Here is a 22,824-nt window from a genome sequence, read left to right on the forward strand (position 1 = left end):
CCTCAGAATACGGCGTCGTACACGGCCGCCTCCGTTTCCTCGTATCGGGCGTCGAGGACGTCGCGGAGGTAGTCGGCGCCGAACGTCGCTTCCAGATCGAACGGGCCGACGTCGCCCCCGCTGCCGCGCTTGAGGACGTCGTTCACGGTGTCGCGGTCGCCGACGCCGTCGTCGACGAGGCGGTGCGCTTCGTTGACGAGCGCGGCGAGCACGGGCGTGACGTCGTGCGGGTCGTCGACCTCGGGGAGGAGGCACGTCTCGCCGTCCCACTCGAAGAACCCATGGCCGCTCTTCTTGCCGAGGTCGTCGCGGTCGACCATCGCGTCCATGCGTTCGCGGACGGATTCGGGCGGCGCGTACCGGTCGCCGTACGCGTCGGCGAGGTTCTCGACGGTGTGCAGGTGGACGTCGACGCCGATGAGGTCGACGAACTCGATGGGGCCGCGGTCGAACCCGACGTTGCGCGCGCCGCGGTCGACGGCGGCGGGGTCGGCGTCGAGCAGCTCCCACGTGCCGGCGCACTTGATGCTGGCGGAGAGCCTGCTGAGGCAGTTCGCGCGGTACTCGGCGCCGAGGACGACGGGATGGCGGTCGATGGCGTCGGCGACGGCGCGGGCGACAGCGATGGCGCGGTCGGTGGCGTCGTCGCCGGCGATCTCGACGAGGTCGCGGGAGAGTGCGGGGTTCGCGAAGTGGAAGAGGACGACGCGCTCGGGGTGGGTGGCGTCGGCGGCTATCTCGCCGGGCGTGAGCGAGGACGTGTTCGTGCCGACGACGGCGTCCGCGTCGAGGACGCGTTCGAGGTCGGCGAGCACCGCGCGCTTGAGGTCGAGTGTCTCGGGGACCGCCTCGACGACGAACCCGCAGTCGGCGAGTGCGTCGACGTCGGTCGCGTACTCGATGCGGGCCGTGAGGTCGTCGTCGGGGTCGAAGCCGCCGGCGCGGAGCGCGTCCGCGAGCGCGGTCTCGTGGTAGTCGCGGGCGGCGTCGAGGGCGTCGGAGTCGACGTCGACGAGCGTGACGTCGAACCCGGCGTTCGCGAGGAGGCCGGCGACGTCGCGGCCCATGAGGCCCGCGCCGACGACGCCTGTTCGTTCGAGGTCGAGTGCGTCGGTGTGTCTCTGTTGTGTCATCGGTGTCGTGTGGTGTCAGTCCGCGTCTGGGTCGGTCGTGAGTTCGGTGCGACTCGTGCTGGCCGTCCGGGTGCGGACGAGGTAGTACCCGCCGAGGACGGCGAGTGCGGCGAGCCACGCGACGAACAACGTGGGCGATTGCGTGGCGAGGAGGGCGAGCAGGAGGCAGTTGAGTGGGACGGCGAGCGCGGCCATGGCGGCGAGTGCACGGCCGGGGAGGGGGAGGGTGTCGGCGACGTCCTCCGGGTGGTCGCGGACGGCGACGATGGCGGCGAGCATGACGGGGACGACGAGGGCGGCACCGCCGAACCCGAGGAGGGCGCCGAGGTCGGCGATGGGGAGCGGGGAGACGAGCGCGGCCGCAGAGCACGCGTAGACGAGCGCGGTCGCCCAGTGTGGGGTGCCGAAGCGGTCGTTGGTCGCGGCGAGCGCGTTCGGGGCGAGGCCGTCGGCGGCGAGCGCTTCGAGGTACTTCGGGGTGATGATGTAGACGGCGTTGATGCTGGTCGCGATGGCGAACAGCGCGCCGCCGACGACGAACAACTCCTCGAAGCCGCGGGGGAGGATGGCTTCGGCGGGGACGGCGAGCGTCGCGCCGGCCATGGCGTCCGCGCCGACGGTCCCGACGGCGACGAGCCCGATGCCGGCGTACGTGACGAGGACGAGTGGGACGGACACCGCGAACGACTTCGGGATGGTGACGGTGGCGTCGCGGACGTCGCCGCCGACGTCGACGACGAAGTTCGCGCCGAGGCAGACGAAGTAGAGGACGCCGGCGGCGGTGAGGACGCCGACGGTGCCGCCGGGGAACGCGGGCGTCAGGTTCGCGGGGTCGACGGCGGGGATGCCGAACGCGACGAACGAGGCGAGGGCGGCGACGAGTCCGACGAACATGACGAGCTGGGCGGTGGCGGCGGGACGGAGCCCGAGGAGGTTCACGGCGAAGAACAGCGTGAGGAGCGCGAACCCGACTGCGGTGGGGCTGACGGGGAGGAGGGCGTCGACGTACTGGCCGGCGGTGAGCGCGTACAGCGGGAGCCCGCCGGTGAACATGCTGACGCCCAGTCCCATGGCGGCGAGGAACGCGAGCGGCCGGGAGACCAGGGCGGCTGGGTAGCGGTAGTTCCCGCCCGTGGTGGGGTAGGCGGCGCCGAGCATCGCGGTGGGGAGGAGGCCGAGGATGGCGATGCCGAACGCGACGCAGAACGCGAGCACGACTCCGGGGCCGGCGAGACCGACGGCGACGCCCGTGAGACTGAAGAGTGCGCCGCCGACGATGAGGCCGACCTCGATGCTCACCGCGTGCAGCAGGCCGATGTCACCGTCCCCACCCTCGGTTCGAGCCATTCGGTATCACGTCTCATGCGGGTGCGGGTGAAAGTAGTTTTCCCGCGACGAGCGTCTCGCCGGGGGGCATCGAGCGGAGCGTCGAACCGGGGCGTCGGCGTGGTCGTTCGTACTCGGGCGCGGGGCCTGGTCGGACGCGCTCAGGCGCGTGCCTGCTCGACCGTGTCGGTTCGGTTGTCGGCGTCCCCGCTGCGGCCGTCGAGGACGACCGCGTTGTAGGTCGCGCCGAGGAGGAGGACGACGCCGGTGAAGTACAGCCACGTGACGAAGAGGAGGATGCTCGCGATGAGGTTGCTCTCCTCGCCGCCGAGCGAGGCGTACACCTGGAACCCGATCTGGAGGAGCGTCCACCCGACGGCCGCGATGACCGTCCCGGGGAGGGCGTCGCGTGGTTCGTGGTCGACGTCCGGGAAGAGGTAGTACATCGGGAGGAACGCGAGGACGAGCGCGCCGAGGAGGACGAACGGGACGAGGAGCCCGAGGAACGGGATGGTGGAGATGAACGAGACGACGCTGGTTGCGCCGACCATCGCGACGACGCCGAGCGTGAGCGTGGCGAGGACGAGCAGGCTCTTCTTGATCTGGTCGAGGAACGTGTCCTCGGCGGTCGTCTCGTAGATCGTGGAGAACGCGGTGTCGAGCCCGCGGAACACCTTGATGGCGCCCCAGACGAGGACGAGCGCGCCGATGACGGTCGCACCGAGCGTGGACCCGGTGCTGGCGTCGCGCTGCGAGTCGATCATCACCTCGATGACGCCGCCGACCGCTGGCGAGACGCTCTGCGTTGCGACCTCGACGATGCGAGCCTGGAGCTCGGGCGCGCCCAGGACGGAGACGACGAGGAAGAGGAAGAGCAGGAGTGGGACGAGGGAGACGAACGCGCTGTACGCGATGCTGCCGGCGAGAAACGTGACGTTCTTCTCGCCGAAGACGGTCTTCACCTCCTTTGCGCGTGAGACGACCAGGTCGAGGTCCATGGGTACAGTATGGTCGCGAGGCGCCGTAATGCCATGGCTTCAGTGGGGTGGTCGCGACTCAGGGGGTGGCGTACTCGCTGAGGGTGCGGTTCTCGTAGTTCCGGTTGGCTTTCCCGATGGCGAGGAGTTCGAAGTCGTGGACGTCGACGCCGCTTCGGTCGCGGATGTCTGCTTTCGCGGTGTCGGGGAGCGAGACGGTGTCGACGACGGTGAGCGCGTGGCCGTGGAGGAAGTAGGAACTCGCCATACTGGTCGCCCGGAGCCCGAGGACGGCGTCGCTGGGCGTCGATTCGAGGATTCGTTTCGCGTCACGGCGCTGGTAGACGTCGCACGGGAGGTCCTCGACGGGGAAGACGCTGGACGCGGCGCCGTGTGGAATGCGCGTCCCGACCAACTTCTGATGCTTCTCACTCATACAAGGAAACAATAGTATGCTTCCTGCTTATTTCTTCTGGTGGGTGGTCGTCCGCGACGCGGCCGCCGTTCCCGCGAGCGTCCAGGCTCGGGCTCGGATGGCGGATTGCGAAGGAAGGAGCGCGGGGCAGTGACCGCTCAGTTCGACTGGTCGCTCGCCGCATCGAGGGACGCGAAGAACCCGTAGTGAGCGACGACGCCACCGGCGAGCGTCAGGTGGTAGACCCACCGCGGGCCCTGCAGCACGTCGAACAGGAGCGTGACGACGGCGACCCAGACGACCGCGAACGCGAGGTCCGCGAGCACCGTCTCCCGGTTCTCGACGACGTGGTCGCGGACGCGGTCGAGGCGGGACGTCGCGGTCATTCGCCGTCGCCTCCGCGGTCCTCGGCGTCCTCGCCGGCGTGCCCGGTGTCGACGACGAGCACCGACTTGTGGGTCTCCCGAAGGACGTGCTCGGTGACGCTCCCGAGGACGACCCGGGAGAGGCCGCTTCGGCCGTGGCTCCCCATCACGATCAGGTCGACGTCCGCGTCGTCCGCGAAGTCCGCGATGACCGACGCGGGCCGCCCGGCGCGTGCATGCTCTTCGACGTCGACGCCGCGTTCGCGAGCGCGCTCCGCGACGTACGCGGTCGCGTCGCTCGCTCGCGCCTCGAGGTCGTCCATCTCGCCGAACCGCCCCTGGCGGATGCGGTCGACCTGCTCCGCGCCGAGACTGATACCGACGGAGTCCGTGTCGACGACGTACAGCGCCGACACCGTCGCGTCGAACCGCGAGGCAACCTCCAACGCTTCGTCGACCGCGTGTTCGGACGTCTCGCTACCGTCGGTCGGGATGAGTACGTGCTCGTACATCGGTCACACCTCCTCCGTCGCCGCGTCGTCGTCGGTGGCCGCGTCACGACTGCCGTCGGTCGCGGCGTCGCGGCCACCGTCGGTCGCCACACCACCGTTTCCGCTGTTCCCGACGACGTCCTCGGCGGACTGCTGTTGCCCCATCGGTTCGGGGCTGTGGCACTGCCGGACGATGCGCTTTATCTCCTCGCTCGGTTCCTCCGTCGCGTACGACACCGCGATGGTGACCGCGAACACGACGGGCGTTCCGGCGAGCGCGGCGCCGATGGCGGGGAACACGTCCGCGTAGACCGGGACGATTGCGCCGGCGTCTCCGGCGGCGTCGCCGAGGAACCCGACGTAGTTCGGGAGCACCTCGTTGATGATCGCGGTGAACCAGATGAGGAGGCCCGTGGTCATCCCGGCGAGCGCCCCCTGCCGGTTCGTGTTCTCCCACCAGAGCCCGAGGAAGAACATCGGGAACAGCACGAGGCCGGCGAGCGAGAACGCGTACGCGACGAGTTCGCCGACGAGCGCGGGCGGGTCGAGCGCGGTGACGGTGACGACGGCGCCGAGCGCGACGATGGTCGCGCGACCGACGAGGAGCTGCTGGCGCTGGGTCGCGTCGGGATTCACGATGTTCGTGTAGATGTCGTGCGCGGCGGCGGAGGACGCGGCGATGAACAATCCGGCGGTGGTCGCGATGGCGGCGGCGATGCCGCCGGCGGCGACGAGACCGACGAACCACGTCGGGAGGTTCGCGAGCTGGCTCGCGATGACGACGATGACGTCGCCTTCGGCACCGCTCATGCCGTTCGCGCCGTAGACGGCGCCGACGTTCTTCGCGTAGAGGTCGGTGCCGAACGCGGCGAACGCGGGCGCGGAGAGGTACAGCAGGCAGATGAAGAACAGCCCCCAGACGGTCGACCAGCGCGCGGTCCGCTCGCTCTCGACGGTGTAGAACCGCACGAGCACGTGCGGGAGCCCGCACGTCCCGACGATGAGCGAGAAGGCGGTCGCGATCCAGAGGTAGTAGCTACCGGAGGTGAACGGTTCGGTGAACTCGCGGCCGAGCTGGTCGAGGAGCATCCCGTACTCGACCTGCGGGAGCACCGTCGAGTACCCTTGCGTGAACCCGACGGCGTAGAGGCCGGCGAGGAACGCGACGATGAGGATGACGTACTGGACGGCCATGTTCTTCGTCGCGCCGAGCATCCCCGACAGGGCGAGGTACCCGACCGTGATGGCCATCAGGAGGACGACCATCGTCGCGTAGTCGCCGCCGAAGACGTAGATGCCGACGAGCCCCATCCCGCGTGCTTGCCCGACGGCGTACACGAACCCGATGAGGATGGTGGTGAGGGCGGCGATGGCGCGGGCGGTGTCGGAGTCGAAGCGGTCGCCGACGAAGTCCGGCGCGGTGTACTTCCCGAACCGCCGCATCTGTGCGGCGAGGAAGATGAGGAGGATGAAGTACCCCGTCGACCAGCCGACGACGAACGCGAGCCCGTAGTACCCCGAGAGGGCGATGAGCGCCGCCATCCCGAGGTACGACGCGGCGGACATCCAGTTCGCGCCGATGGCCATGCCGTTCTCGACGTTCCCGATGGAGCGCCCGGCGACCCAGAGGTCGTCGGTGTCGGCGACCCGGAACGCGTACCCGATGCCGAGGAACAGCAGGAGCATCCCCGTCACCATGATGGCGGGGACGAGCTTGAACGAGCCGTTCAGGGCGTCCGGGAGGAGCTGGAGCGGCGTCGCGGTCGCGTCGAGCGCGAGGCTGGCAGCCGCGGCGGTCGGTGCGGTGGCGAGCGTCATTGTTCGACCCCACCGTCGGCGGCGGTCGGTTCGGCGGGTGCGTCCTCCTCGCTCTCACCGGCGGCGTCCGTGCCGTGGTCGATGCCGTACTCGTCGTCGAGCTGGTCGCGCTTGCGAGCGTAGACGAACGAGAGCACGAGCGCGCCGGTGGGCGCGCCGATCGCAGTGGTGATGTAATGCAGCGGGAACCCGATGACCGTGATGCTCGTCATCGCGTCCGGCGCGAGCGCGGTCGCCGTCACGGGCCCGAAGACGACGACCGCCCACGCGGCGAACATCGCCCAGACCACGCGGAGGTGGTCGCGCATGAACGGCGTCGACGGCTTGAAGATGTTCACCTCGCGTTCGAGGTAGTCGACGTCCTCGCCGCTGTCTGTGGCGGGTGTGTCGGTGGTGACGGTGCCGCCGTCGGTCCGCGGGTGCGGTGCGGCCGGGTCGTGGGGGTGTTCGGTCGGCGCGTCGGTGGCTGCGGCGTCGCCATCTTCGGTGGCTGCGCCGTCGCGTTCTCCGCTCGATGCGTCGGTCGTAGTCGAGCCGCGACCCGTGGTCCGGTCGCGGGCCGTGGTCGACTCGCGTTGTGAGTCAGTGTCTCTCATGCTGTGTGCGTTGTCTGGTCGGTGGTCGGTCTGCGGTCGTCGCGGAAAGCGTCGGGGGTCGGCTGTCGATTCTCCTGGGGCTGCGGCGCGTGACGGGGCGAGCGTGCGCTCCTCGGTCAGTCACCTCCCGCGTCCACGGCGGCCTGGATGTCCTCGACGATGCCGGGGTTCCGGAGCGTCGAGGTGTTCCCGAGGTCGTCGCCGTTCGCGATGTCCTCCAGCAGGCGCCGCATGATCTTCCCGGAGCGCGTCTTCGGGAGTTCGGGCGTGAAGACGACGCTTTCGGGGCGGGCGATGGGGCCGATGGCGTCCTCGACGCCCTCGATTATCTTCCCGCGGAGTTCGCTCCCGCCCTCGGCGTCGTCCTCGGTGATGACGTACGCGTGCACGGCCTCGCCCTTCACCGGGTGGTTCCCGCCGACGACGGCGGCTTCGGCGACGCCTTCGACGCCGACGATGGCGCTCTCGATCTCCATGGTGCCGAGGCGGTGCCCGGAGACGTTGATGACGTCGTCGACCCTACCGAGGACGGTGATGTAGCCGTCGTCGTCTATCTTCGCGCCGTCCTCGGGGAAGTACGTCCAGTCGTCGGGGTCGTCGCTGTCGGTGTCCGAGTACTCCGCCCAGTACTCCTGGACGTAGCGTTCGTCGTTCTGGTAGAGCGTGCGGAGCATCCCCGGCCACGGCTTGTCGACGGTGAGGTAGCCGGCCTCGCCGGCGTCGACCTCGTCGCCGACGGCGTCGACGACGTTCACGTCCATTCCCGGCAGTGGCGGGCCCGCCGCTCCCGGCTTCATGTTCTTCACGCCGGGGAGCGTGGTTATCATCATCCCGCCGGTCTCGGTCTGCCACCACGTGTCTACGACGGGACAGGATTCGTCGCCGACGTGCTCGTAGTACCACTTCCACGCCCGCGGGTTGATGGGTTCGCCGACGGTCCCGAGCAGGCGGAGGCTGGAGAGGTCGTGCTCGGCGGGATAGCGCTCGCCCCACTTCATGAACGCGCGGATGGCCGTCGGCGCGGTGTACAGCTGCGTGGTCTCGTACTCCTCGACGATGTCCCACATCCGGTCCTTCTCGGGGTAGTCGGGCGTCCCCTCGTACATCACCGTCGTCGTCCCGAGCGAGAGGGGCCCGTAGACGATGTAGGAGTGCCCCGTGATCCACCCGATGTCCGCCGAGCACCAGTACGTGTCCTCGGGCTTGACGTCGAGCACGGCCTGGCTCGTCCACGTGACCCACGACAGGTACCCGCCCGTGGTGTGCTTCACGCCCTTCGGCTGGCCGGTCGTCCCGGACGTGTACATGAGGAAGAGCATGTCCTCGGCGTCCCGACTCACGGGGTCGACCTCGGCGCCCGCGTGGTCGTCGACGAGCGCGTCGTAGTCGTGGTCGCTACCGGTCGCACCCCCGTTCCCGCCGTCGCGCATCGGGTGGTCGTACGCGTCGCCGAGGCGGTCGACGACGACGCCCGTCACGTCGTGGTCGACGCCGCCGAGCCCGTCGTCGGCCTTCGCCTTGTGCTCCAGGGCGTCGCCGCGACGGTAGTAGCCGTCGCACGTCACGAGGTACTCGCTGTCCGCGCTGTTCATCCGCGTCGCGAGCGCGTCCGCGGAGAACCCCGCGAACACGACGCTATGGGGGGCGCCGATGCGAGCGCACGCCAGCATCGCGACCGGGAGTTCGGGCACCATCGGCATGTACATCGTGACGACGTCGTCTTCGCCGACGCCGAGGTCCCGGAGCGCGGCCGCGAACTCGTTGACCTCGCGGTGGAGTTCGCGGTACGTGTACGTGCGGTTCGCCTCGTCAGTCGGCTCGCCGATCCACTCGATGGCGGCCTCGTCGCCGCGCTCGTCGAGGTGGCGGTCGAGCGCGTTGTAGCTCGCGTTCAACTCGCCGCCGGTGAACCACTCGAAGAACGGCGGGTTCGAGTCGTCGAGCACCGTGTCGTACTCGGTGTCCCAGTCGAGGAGGTCGGCAGCCTGCTCCCAGCACTCGGGCCACTCCGATTCGAAGTCGTCGTATATCTCCGGGTCGGTGACGTTCGCCTGCTCGACGAACGACGCCGGTGGTTCGAACTCGTCGGCGTCCGCGATGCGCGCCTCGATGCTATGTTCGGTCTCGCCCGACATACCTCGCACCGCGACACCCGACGTAAAAAGGACGGTAACTAATCCGAGGAACGACCGTGATGGAATCCCGGAAGCCGCGAGAAACGCAACGAAACGGGCTCGACGTTGGGGAACGTGCGTTCTCGATGGCGACCATGGTCGGCCGGCGTGGTCGACGGGACGCGACGGCCGCGCCTAAACAGATAGTCACTCGTTCGCGGCGGTCGCCGGTGGCGTCCCGCGAGCGCTCAGGATTCGAAGAACGCGTCCAGGAGCTTGCGTTGGGCGACCCGGAGGTGGTTGTGGAGCGTCGGCGCGGCGACGTCCAGCGAATCGGCGAGTTCCTCGCCCGTGGACTCGCGAGGCCACTGGAAGTACCCGCCGTGGTACGCGGACTGGAGAACCGCGAGCTGGCGGTCGGTGAGGTCCTCGCGGAGTCGGTCCTGGAACCCGCGGGCGTGCTCGACGGTTCGTTCGACGGTCTCCTGGCCGACGAGCGCCGAGTCCGGCCACGCGTCCCGGACGCGGTCGCGGACGGCTCTGACGTCGGCGTCCGCGGGCACGACGGCGGTCAGTCGACCGCCGTCGGCGTCGACGCGGTAGGACTGGACGCGTGCGTCGAGTTCGACGAGCGTCCGCGCCGGCGAGTCCTGCACGACGAACTCGAAGACCGGGCCGTCGTCGCCGTCGTCGACGTACCGGACGCGAGCCACGCCGGCCGCGTCCTCGTCGTCGGCCGCGTCGACGACGTCCTTCGGTGCGACGTCGGCCACCTCCGCGTACAGCACGAGCCCGGGGCCGCCCGGGACGACGCCGGTGACCTCGACCGTGGTGTCGAGCGAGTCGGCGAGCGCGACCAGGACCGCGTCCCGGTCGTGGACGTCGAACCGGAGTTCCGTGACGACGTCCGCGACGAGCCGCCGGCGGCGACGGGTCGCCTCGAACGCGCGAGCGACGAGCGCGCCGAGCGCATCGTGGAGCGCGGCGACCGTCCCGGCCGCGTCGGGGACGTGCTCGACGCCGAGGCCGAGCGCGTACGCGACGCCCTCGAACTCGCCGAGAGGGAGCGTGAGGACGCCCCCGCGGTCGCGGTCGAAGCTGCGGACGCCACCGCGCTCGCCACCGGCCGGTTCACCGTCCTTCGCGGTGCTATCGCCACCGCCGGCGTCCCGGATTTCGGCTGCTGCGACGGCGGCGTCGACACCGGCGTTCGCGACGACCTCGGCGGTCGCGTCGTCGTCGGTCCACCGGCCGACCCACGCGTACCGGTAGCCGTCCGTGCTCGCGACCCGTTCGACGACCGCGTCGAACAGCGCCTTCGGTGACTCCTGGTCGCCGAGTGCGTCGCCGACGGCGGCCAGCAGGCTCGCGGCCTGCCTGACGGGCTCGGGCGTCCCGTCGTCGGCCGCGACTGCCGCGGCGTCGTCGACCGCGGCCGCGACCTCCGCGGGGCTCGGGTCGTCGAGGTACGGTGCGAGGCCGGCGACGCTCTCGAACCCAGCGACCGCGGCGACGACGCGAACGTCGACGCCCTGCCGGAGGAGTGAGACGACGAAGTGCTCGCGGAGCGACCGCGAGTCGACGTCGGCGAAGCGGTCGTCGCCGGTCGCGGCCGCGGCGCGGTCGGCGACCTCGCGGACGAGCATCTGGACGCGCCGCGCGGAGACGTCGACGAGCGATTCGCTCTCACCGACGTCGTTCGACGCGGCGTACTTCTCGACGTCGTGCGCGACCGCTGGCGGGAGCACCGTCGCGTGGTCGTCGACCGACGCCACCGTCGTTCCATCCACCGAACCGACGTCGCCGGGGCTGAGGGACGCGATCTCGGCGGGCCGCAGGCCCGCCTCGCCGCAGAGGCGGACGACGAGGTCCTCGCGGTGCGTGCGGGCGTGCCGGCGGAGCCGCGCGTAGTCGGCGTCCGAGAGCGGGTCGACCACGTTTCGCGCTAGCAGACGAAGCGCAATAGTTCTAGGGTTCAAAAACTGCTATCCTGGCGTTCGAGAGCGGGACTGCTCGAATAGATGCGCCGATTTGTTTCGCTTCTCTGTTGACCACGAAACGATGGGTGGGGGGCGGGGGGTCGGCTCGCTGGTCGTCGAGAAACGTGTCCGAAGCGAGGAGGCCGGCCGTGAGAACGTGGTTCTCGGCGTCGACCGTCGTCAGTCGTCGTGGCGCGCTTCCAGTTCCCCGACGACCTCGGGGTTCCGGAGCGCGCTCGTGTCGCCGTAGGACTCGCCGTTCGCGATGTCCTCGAGGAGGCGACGCATGATCTTCCCGGAGCGCGTCTTCGGGAGGTCCGGCGTGAACACGACCTGGTCGAGGCGCACGCCCGCGCCGATGGCGGCCGCGACCGCGTCGTCGAGCGCGTCCCGGAGCGTCGACACGTCGGTGCGGTCGTCGTCGGTCGTGACGTACGCGACGAGCGCGTTCCCCGAGTCCGGGTCGTCGCGCGCGATGACCGCCGCCTCCGCGACGCCGTCGACCTCGACGAGCGCGTGCTCGATCTCGCCCGTACTGAACCGACGCCCGTCGACGTTCACCACGTCGTCCGCGCGACCCAGCACCGTCACGTACCCCGCGTCGTCCACGACCGCTTCGTCGCCGACCCGATACCACCACCCGTCGGCCGCGCCGCCGCCACCGTCCTCCTCGGAGCCCGCGTCCCCGTCGTCGAGCGCGCCCGACTCCACCGCCACGCGCTCGCCCCACGCCGTCCCGGTCGCGAGCTCGCGCGCCATCGCGGGCCACGGCCGGTCCACGGTCAACCAGCCGCGAACGCCCGGCTCGACCGGGTCGCCCGCACCGTCGCGGACGGAGACCGACACGCCCGCGAGCGGCCGCCCCACGGACCCCGGTTTCGCGTCGTCGACGCCCGGGAGCGTCGACAGGAGGACCGCGCCCGTCTCCGTCTGCCACCACGTGTCCACGACCGGACAGTCGCCGCCGCCGACGTGCTGGAAGTACCACGCCCACGTCTCCGCGTCGAACGGCTCGCCGACGCTCCCCAGGACGCGGAGACTCGAGAGGTCGTGCCGCTCAGGGTACTCCGCGCCCCACTTCGCGAACGACCGGACGACCGTCGGCGCGGTGTAGAACACCTCCACGTCGAGGGCCTCGACGAGCGCCCACGGGCGGTCGCGGTCGACCGCGTCCGGACTCCACTCCGTCAGCACCGTCGTCGCGCCGAGCGCGAGCGGCCCGTACACGCCGTAGGAGTGCCCCGTGATCCACCCCGGGTCCGCCGTCGACCACACCGTCGTGTCCGCAGTAACGTCGAGGACGCGCCCGGTCGACCACGCCACCTGCGCGAGGTACCCGCCCGTCGTGTGCGTGACGCTCTTCGGCTCGCCGGTCGTCCCCGACGTGTAGATGCGGAACAGCGGGTCCGTCGCCGCGCGCGCCACCGGCGCCACGGTCGCGTCGCGGTTCGCGTCCACGAGCGCGTCGTACGCGTACCGGTTCTCGCGGTCGACGTCCGGGTCGGTCCCGAGGCGGTCGACGACGACCGTCGCGTCCAGGTCGTACGACAGCGACATCGTCGCGTTGTCAGCGCGACGGCGCTGGTCGACCGCCTCCCCGCGCCGATAGTAGCCGTCGCTCGTCACGAGGTACCGCGAGTCCGCGCGCTCCATCCGCGTCGCGAGCGCGTCCGCGGAGAACCCCGCGAACACGACGTTGTGGACCGCGCCGAGGCGAGCGCACGCCAGCATCGTCACGACGACCGCGGGCACCGCCGGGAGGTACGTCGTCACCACGTCGTCCTCGCCGACACCGAGGTCGCGGAGTCCGGCGGCGACCGCGTTCACCTCGCGGTGGAGCTCGCGGTACGTGTACGTCCGGGACTCCCCCAGGTGACCGTTCCACTCCAGCGCGACCGCTTCACCGCGGTCGTCGAGGTGGCGGTCGACGCAGTTCGCACACGCGTTCAACTCACCGCCCTGGAACCACTCGAACGGCGGGCCGCCGTCGGCGGCCGAGGAGAGAACGCGCTCGTAATCGACGGTCCAGTCGAGCGCGTTCGCGGCCGTCGCCCACGCGTCCGGCCAGTCCGCGTCGAACGACGCCCTGTCGTCCGAGGTCGGCGTTACACGCCCCTCGAACGCCGCCGGTGGCGGAACGAGCGTCCGGTCGTCGGGCGAAGAGCCGTCGGATGCCGTCATCACTCCTGCTTACTCGCTCGCTCGCTTAAGGATTGGCCTCCCTCTGGCGATACGGCTCGCGTTCGGCCGCGAGACCCGCGGGTATCGACGACGGGTAACGACGAAGAGTGCGGTCGCGTCGACGCGGCGGGCAGGGCAAGTGCGCCGCGTCGACGCGGTGTGTCAGACAGGCTGGTGCTCCGTCTGGCCGAGGCGTCCTGGCAGGCGCCCCAGCCGCTTCCCCCGGAGTCGATGGGCGGTCGACTCGGGCGTGCGGCCGGCAGCGATGGGCTGTCGCGCCGGCGATTCGGTCAGGCGGACCGAAGCACCACCTGATGCTACCACGGCATCTCACTTCAAGGACACGTTCACTCAAACGGTCGTTTGAGTCCGCTCGTCCCGACGGACGGCGGGAACGGGTGTCGAACGAACGACCGCCTCGTGGCGGTCACGTCATCGCGTCGTTCCCGACGTGCGGATGCCGTCGGACGTAGTCGACGAGCCGGGGCGCGTACTCGCGGAAGTCCGGGCACTCGATGCCCTCGTCGGCGAGGACCGCGCTCGCTTCGGTCGTGTCGTAGCGCGTCGGATGCGTGAAGTAGTCGACGATAGCGGGGTCGATACCCGTCCAGTCCCGGAACGCGTCGACCTCGCGGAGCAACCACTGGAACGCGGCCTTCGAGAAGCGGACGTCGACGGTCCACGTGTTCGCCGCCGCGGCGAACGCGGCCTGCATCTCCGCGACCGAGGGCGGGTCGGGGTCCGCGAGCTGATAGACCTCTCCGCGGGTGTCCTCGCGCGCGCTGATGGCGTCGATGGCGTCGACGACGAAGTCCCGGGGGACGACGTTCACCTCGACCGCACCGGGGTCACCGAACTCGGGGACGACCGCGACCCCGGGCTGGTCGAGGAAGTACCTGATGACGTGATAGGGGCCGTCGTACTTCTGGGTCTCGCCGGTCTCGCTGTCGCCGACCGCGATACTCGGCCGGTACACCGTCGCCGGGAGGCCGTCGTCCATCGCGTCCTGTACGCGGACCTCCGCGAGGAACTTCGTGGACTCGTAGTGGTTGTTGAACGATTGCCCTTCGACGAGCATGTCCTCGGTGAACTCACCGGGATAGCGGCCGCTGACGTAGCACGTGGAGACGTAGTGGAGTCGGTCGAAGGGGTCGCAGGCGCGACAGAAGTCGAGGACGCGCTCGGTGCCGTCGACGTTCACGGCCATCGCGAAGTCGCGGTCGACGCCGAGGTCGTAGACGGCCGCGAGATGATACACCTCGGTCGTCCGGTCCGCGAGCGCGTCCCGGGCGAACTCGCCGTCGTCGGGGAGTCCGAGGTCGGGCTCGGTGATGTCGCCTTCGACGAGCGCGATGGCGTCGTCGACGCCGTGCTCGCGTTCGAGGTCGTCGCGGCGGTCCTCGGCGAGGTCGCGGAACTTCGACTGGACGAGGCAGGTGACGTGCTCGCCGCGAGAGAGGAGACGGTCGACGAGCGCGCTCCCGAGGAATCCCGGGAAACCGGTGAGGAAGACCGTATCGTCTGACATGGCCGTGTCGTCGGCCGCCCGTGTGAAGGGTCTGTCGCCGGAACCGCGTCGACGCCGCCGACCGCGGAGGTGCTGTCGCCGGAACCGCGTCGACGTTACTGCGCGGACCGGAACGAACCGAGCGCCTTCAGGGCCGTCCCCTGCGTGGTCGCTGCCGTACTGTACTTCGGCCCACCCCAGTTGTACATGACGAGGCTCACCGGCCACGAACCGTCGTCGCGCTGCGTCTCGAGGAGGTAGTTCACGCCGTGCTGGACCGCGTCCGAGTTCGGTGACACGCCCGCGGCGAACAACGCCTGGAGCGCCCACGCAGTCTGCTCCGGCGTCGACTCGTCCGGCTCGTACGGGACGTCCATCGGGTCGTCCTGTTCCGCCGCGTAACTGCTCTCCTCGCCCCATCCACCGTCGTCGTTCTGCTTCTCTCGGAGGACCGAGACGGCGTCCTGTACGACGTCGCGGTCCATGTCGACGCCGACCTCGCGGAACCCGCGGAGCACGCGCGCCGTCCCGTACGTGAACGCCTGCCCCCAGATGGCGACCCACATCCCGTTGTCCGAACGCGCGTCCTCCAGCCACGAGACCGCGTCGCGGACCGCCTGCGAGTTCCCGACCGTGTACCCGAGTTTCCCGAGCGCCGAGAGCGCACCGCCCGTGACGTCCGTCGCTCGGTTCCGACCGAAGAACCGCCGGAAGACCGCGGGATGCAACCGGTCGCGGACCGCGTCCTCCACGGCGTCGTCGAGCGGGTCGAAGTCCTTCGCGAACGTCGACCAGCTCCCGTCGCTGTTCTGGACGTCAAGCAGGAACTCCGCGTCAGCGCCCATCTGGGGCGCCATGAACGGCGCGAGCGCCTCCATGCACATCGACGTCGTGTCCCAGTCGCTGTAGATGTTCTCCCGGTACCCCCAGCCGTCGCCCTGGTGATTCCTGTACGTCGCCATCGGCCGGTCGAGCTTCGCGTTTATCGGTTTGGCGGCGTGTTCGGGGACGCGAGCGTTGTACAGCCACTGTGCGGCCTCGCGGACGCGCTCGTCGTCCGTGTCCAGTCCGGACGCGAGGAGCGCGTCGATGACCTTCGCGGTGTCCCACGTCGGGAGGTTCCATATCTCCACGCGGCCCGCGTCGGTCACGCGGTTCCGCGCGATCCAGTCGACGGGATACCGGACGGCGTCCTCGCCGGCAGGCGACACGCCGGTCTCGCGGAGCGCGAGGATCGCGAGAACCGACACCATCGACGTCGCCCACACGCCGCTACTGAGGCGGCGACTGATGAGCACGCGCTTCAGGAGCGGGCGGAGCTTCCGGTCGCGTTCGCTCAACGACCGCTTCTTCTCCGAGGCGATGAGGAAGTGCGCGCAGATGGCGGCGACGAACGACTGCCGGAAGCTCTGACCGGTCGCAGAGATGGTGTCACCGTCGAACGCCTCCGTGTACGCCATGAGTCGACCGATCTCGAGGGGTGCGTCGAGCGGAAACAGCTCCTCGTAGCTGTACGCGTCGGAGAGCGCCGCGTACATCACTCGCATGTCGTAGGTGAGTCCGGTGTCGACGTCGTCGCCGTCGGACACCGTCGGCGCGAACTCGAACCCTTCGCGTTCGTTCTCCGCTTCGATGTCCGCGACCACGTCGTCGTACCGCGAATCGTCGGCGAGGTCGAACAGGAGCAGCGCGCCGTAGTTCGTCGTGACGTCCCCCCAGCCACCGCCGTCCTCGCGAGCGTCGAGCAGGAACGAGATGCAGCGTTCCTTCACGTCCTCGCGGCGGTCGAGATGCTCGAGCAGTATCGCGTAGTACAGCGTCTGTCTGTACTTGCCGTTCTCGTTGAGGCCGAGGATGTGGGTCTCCCAGTGGCGGAACGTCCGTCCGCCCAGCTGGTTCGTGCCGCGACGGTTCGAGAACAGGTACTCGTGCGAGGCTTCGATGGCGTCCGCGACGTCGCCGTCGGAGACGTCGACCGACCCGGTCGGTCCTCCATCGGCGGTCGTGTCGTCGTCGGTCCCCTCTCCTTCGAACGTCGCGACGTCGACGTTCGGGATCGTGGTCGCGACCCCGCCGAGGAACGCTCGCCGGGGGATGCGAGGTGCGTAGTGCATGCCGCGAACATTTCATAACGCAGCAAATAACCTTACGATTACGCTCTGCACTATGAATAAAAACTCAGAGGGGGCGCGTTGGCGGTCAGACGTCGGGTCCGAGGTCGTCGAGGACGGCGTCCACCAGCTTCGCCTCCGCACGCTGGAGGTGGTCGCTGGCGGCCGCCGGCGAACAGTCGAGCTCGGCCGCGACGTCCTCGTGGGTCGCGCCGCGTGGCTGCCCGTAGTACTCCAGGCGATGCGCGGCCCGGACGGCCTCGAGCTGGCGGTCGCTCAGCGCGTTCCGCGGGTCGTCGAGCACTCCACGGAACGACCCGACCTCGTCGATGCGGACCTCGAACGCGTCGGGCGCGACGTCCAGTGCAGCTTGCAGCGGCGCCGGGTCGCCGACCGCGCGACACTGGACCTCGCCGTCGCGGTACACTATCGGCGTCCGGATGACGAGCCCGGCCTGTGGACCGAGTCGCTGGAGCGCGCCGAACAGCGGCGTCTCGGCCGGCCGCATGACGACGAGCGCGTACGCCCACTCGCCGTCGCTCGAAGCGACCTCCACGGACTCGATGCCCGGCGAGTCGGTGGCCTCGCGCTCGAACGTCGACGTGTCCCCGTCGATGGCGAACAGGAGCGTCTCCACGCCGTCCATCGTCGTGTTCACGTCCAGAAGCCGTGCCTCGTCGACGTCCCGCGAGTTCGCGAGGAGGTTGTAGAACTTCGGTGCGTCCTCGGCAGCCATCCGGGCGGTTGCTCGCAGGCGCTTCATCGCTGCCACCCACGAGAGACGTCCTTAAAAAACCGGTTTCTATGCCTCGCAGAACGTTCTCGTATCCCGAACCGATACATTATTCCAACAGATGGCCGACCAAGAATTAATGACTGGGACGAACGACACCGACCGCCCGACCGACGAGGCACCTGCCATCGACGTCGAAGACCTCACCTTCCGGTACGCCGACGGCACGACCGCCGTCGACGACATCACGTTCTCCATCCCGGAAGGCGAGTTCTTCGGGTTCCTCGGCCCGAACGGCGCCGGGAAGACGACGACGATAAAGATACTCGCGACGCTACTGGAACCGACCACGGGCACCGTCCGCGTGAACGGCTACGACGCGACCGAGCAACGGACGGCGGTACGAGGGTCCATCGGGTACATGGCCCAAGCGGTCAGCGTCGACGAGGAACTGACCGCCCGCGAGAACCTCCGGTTCGCGTGCGAGGCGTACGGCGTCCCGAGCGAGCACCGCGACGACCGCATCGACGAACTCCTCGCGCTCGCCGACCTCGCGGACGTCGCCGACCGGCCAGCCGAACAGTTCTCCGGCGGCATGAAGAAACGTCTCGACGCGGCGACGGCACTCGTCCACGACCCCGAACTCGTGTTCCTCGACGAACCGACCACCGGCTTGGACCCGAAGGCCCGCAACCGCCTCTGGGACTACTTCCGGCGGATCAACGACCAGGGGACGACCGTGTTCCTCACCACGCAGTACCTCGAGGAGGCGGACTCGCTGTGCGACCGGCTCTCGGTCATCAAGGACGGGGAACTCGTCGAGGACGGGTCGCCGGAGTCGCTCAAGCGCCGCGTCGGCGGGCAGGTGCTCCGCGTCGACCTGGCTGGTGACGAGTCATCGGTCACGGCCGCGGCGGACGTCGCCCGCGACTGCGACGTCCTGGACGCCGACTCGACCGTCGAGTGCGGTTCGGGGAGCGTTCGCGTGACGACCCAGCGCGCGAACGAGGTCGGGACCGAACTCCTCGTCGAACTCCGCGACGCCGGCCATACGGTCACCGGGTTCGACATCGAGGAGGCGACGCTCGACGACGTGTTCCTCGCCATCGCGGACGAGGACGTCGCCGACCTCGACGCGGACGCCGAGCCGGCGGAGGCGAGTCGATGAGTACGCCCGACGCAGACGTCGTCGGCCCGAACACGGGGAACTCGGTCCTCGGCGATGCCTGGGTGAACTTCAAGCGCTGGAACCGGAAGACGGTCCGGAACCCGACGGCGTTCGTCCTCGAGATCGTCGTCGCGGTGTTCTCGCTACTCCTGTTCACCGCGGTGTTCGGCGACGTCGGCGGGTTCGCGCTGGAACGTGCGGGGTTCGCGGGCGTGGAGTACGTCACGTTCCTGCTGCCCGCGGTCCTCCTGCAGGCGACGATGGGGTCCGCGTTCACGTCCGGGATGGGGCTCGTGAGCGACCTGGAGAGCGGGATGTTCGAGAAGGTCGTGGTGACGCCGATGACGTGGACGGCCGTGTTCGCGGGGAAGGCCGCGTCCGAGCTCGCGCGTATCGTCCTCCAGTTGCTCGCCGTCCTCGGCCTGGGGGTGCTGATGGGTGCGGACGTGACGACCGGCGTGCCGGGGGTGCTCGGCATCGTCGTCGTGTGCCTCCTCGTCGGGCTGCTGTTCATGTCCATCTCGAACGTCATCGGGCTCGTCACGCGCGACGAGGAGGTTTTGAACGCTGCTTCGATGCTGTTCATGTTCCCGCTGTTGTTCCTCTCGCCGGCGTTCATCCCGATGTCGTCGGAGGTCGAACTGATAGCGACGTTCAATCCGGTGACGTACGCGGTGGACGCGGTCCGCGCGTTCGTCCTCGGCGAGGACGTCATGACCGTGGTCACCGTCTCCCGGTTCGGCGGGATGTACGACACGCTCGTCCCGGCGTTCGCGGTACTCGTCGGGTTGAACGTCGTGTTCGGTGCTATCACGGTGTCGTTGCTCTCGCGAGCGAGCAGCGCCGAAGCGGAGTGAGGGCCATCGAACGCGACCACGGCATCGAGCGCCAGACTGGCGCCATCTGGAACGCACCACTGGGACGAAAACTTCTTATTTGAGAAGTAAAATAACTTGAAATATAATGGGGAGAAAATTCGCATATAGTCGCCTGCGCTGCGGCCGTGCTCGCCAGGAGCGAGCGCGACGCCGACCGACACCAGCGACGCACCGACCAGACGGACAGTCCGACGCGACCGTGACGAACCAGGTGAGTACCGGCCATCGATGTCGACGATAGACAGACTCGCGTCGGTGGCCACCGACCATCCGGCCATCGTCGTCGCCGTCATGCTCGTCCTGACCGGGGTCTTCGGCGCCGGCCTCGCCGACGTCGAGGAGTCCTCGTCGATAAGCGGGTTATCCGGCGACTCACCCGCCAGAGAAGCGTACGACGAGGTCGAACAGCGGTTCTCCGACCAGGGGTCGAACACGACCGTCACGATGGTCGCGGTCCGCAACGACACCGGGAACGCGTTGTCGAGAGGGTCGTTGCTCTCGACGCTCCGTTACCAGCGGTCACTCCACCAGAACCGAACGCTGAACCGGACGCTCGCTGGCGATCAGGCGACCGCGAGCGTGGCGAACGTCGTCGCTCGGGCAGCGGTCGCAGCGGAGCGCGAGCGAACGCTCCCAGACCCCGTCCTCACGGACTGGACGGACTCCGAGCGCACGGACATCGACGCGAGCGAGAACGCGTCTGCTCGCCCGGAGCCGCCGACGCTCGACGAACAGATAACGCAACTCGAATCGATGAACGCGTCCCAGGTGTCGACGGTCGTGGAGCGCGTCCTCGACCCGGACCGGTCGTCGCCGGGGAAACGCGCGGCACTGCGCTTGCTCCCGCAGTCCTACGAGCCCGGGTCGACGACCGCGGATACGCACCTCGTGGTCGTCGTCCAGGAGACCGGCGGTGACGTCGCCGTCGAGGTCGCCCTCCCCGAGCGCGTGACCGACGGGCAGGTCGCGGCGAGAGAACTCGCGAAGGACCGGTCGGACGGCCAGCAGTACTACCTCTACAGCGGCGGCCTGATGAGCGGTCAGCAGTCGACGGCCATCTCGGATAGTCTCGCGATACTCGGCCCGCTCGCACTGCTGTTCGTCCTGGTCGTGCTCTCGATAGCCTACCGTGACCCCGTCGACATCGTCCTCGGCCTCCTCGGCATCGGCGTCGTCCTCGCGTGGACGATGGGGCTCATGGGGTGGCTCGGTATCGCGTTCGGACAGACGATGATCGCGGTGCCGATACTCCTCATCGGGCTGTCGGTCGACTACGCGCTCCACGTGGTGATGCGGTACCGCGAGGAGCGAGCGGACGAGGCGGCGTCGCCGGCCACGGCGATGCGTCGGTCGCTCGTCGGGGTCGGGCCCGCGCTCGCGCTCGTGACGGCGACGACCGCCATCGGATTCCTCGCGAACCTCACGAGTCAGATGGGGGACATCCGGATGTTCGGCGTGGTTTCGGCGATCGGTATCCTGGCGACGCTCTGCGTGTTCGGCCTGCTCGTGCCGGCACTGAAGGTCGGCGTGGATTCGCTGCTTGCACGCGTCGGACTGGACCGGCGGCCGTCCTCGCTCGGGTCGAACGAGACCGTCAGCGGACTCCTGCGTGGCGGCGCGTCGGCGGCAACGCGGGCGCCGGTCGCGGTGTTGGTGCTGGTCGCGCTCGTGACGGCCGGCGGTGCGGTCGGCGCGACCCAGGTCGACATCGCGACGCCGGAGACGTCGTTCATGGCGGACGACCCGCCGGCGTGGACGGAGGACCTCCCGGAGGCGGTCCAGCCGAGCGAGTACTTCCTGAAGGAGAACCGCCGGTTCATCTACGGGAACTTCCAGACGCCGGACAAGCAGGGGTACGTGTACGTCGAGGGGAACGTGACGTCGGCGGCGGTCCTCGACGACGTGACGCGTGCGACCGACGTCGCGGAGTCGTCAGACGCCGTGTTGACGGGGCCTGACGGCGACCCGGTGGTCGTGACGCCGGTGACGGCGATGCGGACTGCGGCCTCCCAGAACGATTCGTTCAACGCGACGTTCCACGCGGCGGACACGGACGGGAACGGCGTTCCGGACCGGAACGTCGCGTCGGTCTACGACGCGTTCTACGAGACGACTCCGCGCCTCGCCGCGCGGACGCTCCACCGGAGCGACGACGGCACCTACGACGGCTTGCTCGTCCGTATCGCGGTGAACGGGAACCTCGACCGGGATGCGGCGGTGGCGCCGCTGTACGGTGCTGCGGAGACGATGGAGGACGCGGACGGCGTGTCGGTCATCGCGACCGGGTCGCCGGTCACGTCGAAGAACCTGAACGACGGACTGGCGACGACTGTCATCGAGAGTCTGACGTTGACGCTCGGTGTCGTGCTCGTGTTGCTGACCGTCATCTTCCACGTCCGTGAGGGGGCGGCGTCGCTCGGTCTGGTCACGCTCCTCCCCATCTTCTGTAGTGTGACGTGGTTGCTCGGGACGATGTGGTTGTTGTCCATCCCGATCGGACTCACGACGGCGCTGGTCGGAAGCATCTCGGTCGGGTTGGGCGTGGACTACGCCATCCACGTCAGCGAGCGGTTCGCCGAGGAGTTCGAGGGGGAGACTGATTCCGAGACGGCGTTGCAGCGGACGAGTACTGGGACCGGCAGTGCGTTGTTCAGTAGTGCGATGACGACCGCGGCCGGGTTCGGCGTGCTCTCGTTCGCGCTGCTGCCGGCACTCCGGCAGTTCGGTATCGTGCTCGCCATCGGTATCGTGTACTCGTTCGTCGCGAGCGTGTACGTGCAGCCGAGCCTCCTCGAACTCTGGTCGCGGTACCGGTCGGAGACCACTCTCCCGGCGAAGGCGACGCCTTCGGCTTCGGACGACTGACAGTATCTTCTCGGTATATATTTTTACATACTAGTATTAATTTATTTAATAACTAGCCTACTATCCAACAGATACAAATAGTGATTGTTATTACTAGCTCTCGCTGTGAAATTAAAAGGGTGCGGGTGTGCGAACTCGTGGGGGATAGAACCGAAAGAGGGCTCTGG

The 22,824-nt window shown here is 69.0% G+C and carries 17 protein-coding genes; 3 read left to right on the plus strand and 14 right to left on the minus strand.

What is annotated here, in order from left to right:
• Positions 1-2: 2 nt before the first annotated feature.
• The 14 genes from ACZ48X_RS01555 to ACZ48X_RS01620 form a co-directional block, all read right to left on the minus strand.
• Entirely contained in the window at positions 3-1,133 is a 1,131-nt protein-coding gene (locus ACZ48X_RS01555) for a 3-hydroxyacyl-CoA dehydrogenase (protein WP_336351333.1), read from the minus strand.
• 15 nt (positions 1,134-1,148) lie between these two features.
• Positions 1,149-2,480, minus strand: a complete 1,332-nt coding sequence (locus tag ACZ48X_RS01560) for an APC family permease (protein WP_336351332.1) — start codon at positions 2,478-2,480, stop codon at positions 1,149-1,151.
• A gap of 140 nt (positions 2,481-2,620) precedes the next feature.
• Positions 2,621-3,457: a YihY/virulence factor BrkB family protein gene (locus tag ACZ48X_RS01565; protein WP_336351331.1), complete on the minus strand. Its 837-nt coding sequence runs from the start codon at positions 3,455-3,457 to the stop codon at positions 2,621-2,623.
• Between the two features lie 58 nt (positions 3,458-3,515).
• The gene (locus tag ACZ48X_RS01570) at positions 3,516-3,872 is read right to left on the minus strand and encodes a DUF8165 family protein (RefSeq protein WP_336351330.1); all 357 of its coding nucleotides are present in this window, start codon (positions 3,870-3,872) and stop codon (positions 3,516-3,518) included.
• A gap of 137 nt (positions 3,873-4,009) precedes the next feature.
• Complete coding sequence (locus tag ACZ48X_RS01575) at positions 4,010-4,237, minus strand: hypothetical protein (RefSeq protein WP_336351329.1); 228 nt, start codon at positions 4,235-4,237, stop codon at positions 4,010-4,012.
• Positions 4,234-4,728: a universal stress protein gene (locus tag ACZ48X_RS01580; protein ID WP_336351328.1), complete on the minus strand. Its 495-nt coding sequence runs from the start codon at positions 4,726-4,728 to the stop codon at positions 4,234-4,236. The genes ACZ48X_RS01575 and ACZ48X_RS01580 overlap by 4 nt, the downstream gene beginning before the upstream one ends.
• 3 nt (positions 4,729-4,731) lie before the next feature.
• The gene (locus ACZ48X_RS01585; protein WP_379762715.1) at positions 4,732-6,405 is read right to left on the minus strand and encodes a VC_2705 family sodium/solute symporter; all 1,674 of its coding nucleotides are present in this window, start codon (positions 6,403-6,405) and stop codon (positions 4,732-4,734) included.
• Between the two features lie 116 nt (positions 6,406-6,521).
• Positions 6,522-7,121 (minus strand): DUF4212 domain-containing protein, encoded by a 600-nt coding sequence (locus tag ACZ48X_RS01590; protein ID WP_379762616.1) that lies wholly within the window; start codon positions 7,119-7,121, stop codon positions 6,522-6,524.
• A 116-nt stretch (positions 7,122-7,237) separates the two neighbouring features.
• On the minus strand, positions 7,238-9,256 hold the full coding sequence (gene acs / locus ACZ48X_RS01595; protein WP_336351326.1) for an acetate--CoA ligase: 2,019 nt from the start codon (positions 9,254-9,256) through the stop codon (positions 7,238-7,240).
• 227 nt (positions 9,257-9,483) lie between these two features.
• The gene (locus ACZ48X_RS01600; RefSeq protein WP_336351325.1) at positions 9,484-11,172 is read right to left on the minus strand and encodes a bacterio-opsin activator domain-containing protein; all 1,689 of its coding nucleotides are present in this window, start codon (positions 11,170-11,172) and stop codon (positions 9,484-9,486) included.
• Between the two features lie 222 nt (positions 11,173-11,394).
• The gene (locus ACZ48X_RS01605) at positions 11,395-13,395 is read right to left on the minus strand and encodes an acetate--CoA ligase (protein ID WP_464379791.1); all 2,001 of its coding nucleotides are present in this window, start codon (positions 13,393-13,395) and stop codon (positions 11,395-11,397) included.
• Between the two features lie 427 nt (positions 13,396-13,822).
• Entirely contained in the window at positions 13,823-14,923 is a 1,101-nt protein-coding gene (locus ACZ48X_RS01610) for an SDR family oxidoreductase (protein ID WP_336351324.1), read from the minus strand.
• A gap of 95 nt (positions 14,924-15,018) precedes the next feature.
• The gene (locus ACZ48X_RS01615) at positions 15,019-17,016 is read right to left on the minus strand and encodes a prenyltransferase/squalene oxidase repeat-containing protein (RefSeq protein WP_336351323.1); all 1,998 of its coding nucleotides are present in this window, start codon (positions 17,014-17,016) and stop codon (positions 15,019-15,021) included.
• An 85-nt stretch (positions 17,017-17,101) separates the two neighbouring features.
• Entirely contained in the window at positions 17,102-17,776 is a 675-nt protein-coding gene (locus ACZ48X_RS01620) for a helix-turn-helix domain-containing protein (RefSeq protein ID WP_336351322.1), read from the minus strand.
• A 109-nt stretch (positions 17,777-17,885) separates the two neighbouring features.
• On the opposite strand from ACZ48X_RS01620, the gene ACZ48X_RS01625 reads away from it, so the two are divergent.
• The 3 genes from ACZ48X_RS01625 (at position 17,886) to ACZ48X_RS01635 (ending at position 22,657) form a co-directional block, all read left to right on the plus strand.
• On the plus strand, positions 17,886-18,914 hold the full coding sequence (locus ACZ48X_RS01625) for an ABC transporter ATP-binding protein (protein ID WP_336351321.1): 1,029 nt from the start codon (positions 17,886-17,888) through the stop codon (positions 18,912-18,914).
• The gene (locus tag ACZ48X_RS01630) at positions 18,911-19,771 is read left to right on the plus strand and encodes an ABC transporter permease (protein WP_336351320.1); all 861 of its coding nucleotides are present in this window, start codon (positions 18,911-18,913) and stop codon (positions 19,769-19,771) included. The genes ACZ48X_RS01625 and ACZ48X_RS01630 overlap by 4 nt, the downstream gene beginning before the upstream one ends.
• Positions 19,772-20,020: 249 nt before the next feature.
• Entirely contained in the window at positions 20,021-22,657 is a 2,637-nt protein-coding gene (locus ACZ48X_RS01635; RefSeq protein WP_336351319.1) for an efflux RND transporter permease subunit, read from the plus strand.
• The last annotated feature ends 167 nt before the right edge of the window (positions 22,658-22,824 follow it).

It is taken from the genome of Halorubellus litoreus (genome assembly GCF_055378595.1).

Excerpts from the sequence above, each read along its gene's own strand:
- ACZ48X_RS01555 (WP_336351333.1), bottom strand. The coding sequence starts at position 1,133 with ATGACACAACAGAGACACACCGACGCACTCGACCTCGAACGAACAGGC.
- ACZ48X_RS01560 (WP_336351332.1), bottom strand. The coding sequence starts at position 2,480 with ATGGCTCGAACCGAGGGTGGGGACGGTGACATCGGCCTGCTGCACGCG.
- ACZ48X_RS01565 (WP_336351331.1), bottom strand. The coding sequence starts at position 3,457 with ATGGACCTCGACCTGGTCGTCTCACGCGCAAAGGAGGTGAAGACCGTC.
- ACZ48X_RS01570 (WP_336351330.1), bottom strand. The coding sequence starts at position 3,872 with ATGAGTGAGAAGCATCAGAAGTTGGTCGGGACGCGCATTCCACACGGC.
- ACZ48X_RS01575 (WP_336351329.1), bottom strand. The coding sequence starts at position 4,237 with ATGACCGCGACGTCCCGCCTCGACCGCGTCCGCGACCACGTCGTCGAG.
- ACZ48X_RS01580 (WP_336351328.1), bottom strand. The coding sequence starts at position 4,728 with ATGTACGAGCACGTACTCATCCCGACCGACGGTAGCGAGACGTCCGAA.
- ACZ48X_RS01585 (WP_379762715.1), bottom strand. The coding sequence starts at position 6,405 with ATGGTGACGGGGATGCTCCTGCTGTTCCTCGGCATCGGGTACGCGTTC.
- ACZ48X_RS01590 (WP_379762616.1), bottom strand. The coding sequence starts at position 7,121 with ATGAGAGACACTGACTCACAACGCGAGTCGACCACGGCCCGCGACCGG.
- acs (WP_336351326.1), bottom strand. The coding sequence starts at position 9,256 with ATGTCGGGCGAGACCGAACATAGCATCGAGGCGCGCATCGCGGACGCC.
- ACZ48X_RS01605 (WP_464379791.1), bottom strand. The coding sequence starts at position 13,395 with ATGACGGCATCCGACGGCTCTTCGCCCGACGACCGGACGCTCGTTCCG.
- ACZ48X_RS01610 (WP_336351324.1), bottom strand. The coding sequence starts at position 14,923 with ATGTCAGACGATACGGTCTTCCTCACCGGTTTCCCGGGATTCCTCGGG.
- ACZ48X_RS01615 (WP_336351323.1), bottom strand. The coding sequence starts at position 17,016 with ATGCACTACGCACCTCGCATCCCCCGGCGAGCGTTCCTCGGCGGGGTC.
- ACZ48X_RS01620 (WP_336351322.1), bottom strand. The coding sequence starts at position 17,776 with ATGAAGCGCCTGCGAGCAACCGCCCGGATGGCTGCCGAGGACGCACCG.
- ACZ48X_RS01625 (WP_336351321.1), top strand. The coding sequence starts at position 17,886 with ATGACTGGGACGAACGACACCGACCGCCCGACCGACGAGGCACCTGCC.
- ACZ48X_RS01630 (WP_336351320.1), top strand. The coding sequence starts at position 18,911 with ATGAGTACGCCCGACGCAGACGTCGTCGGCCCGAACACGGGGAACTCG.
- ACZ48X_RS01635 (WP_336351319.1), top strand. The coding sequence starts at position 20,021 with ATGTCGACGATAGACAGACTCGCGTCGGTGGCCACCGACCATCCGGCC.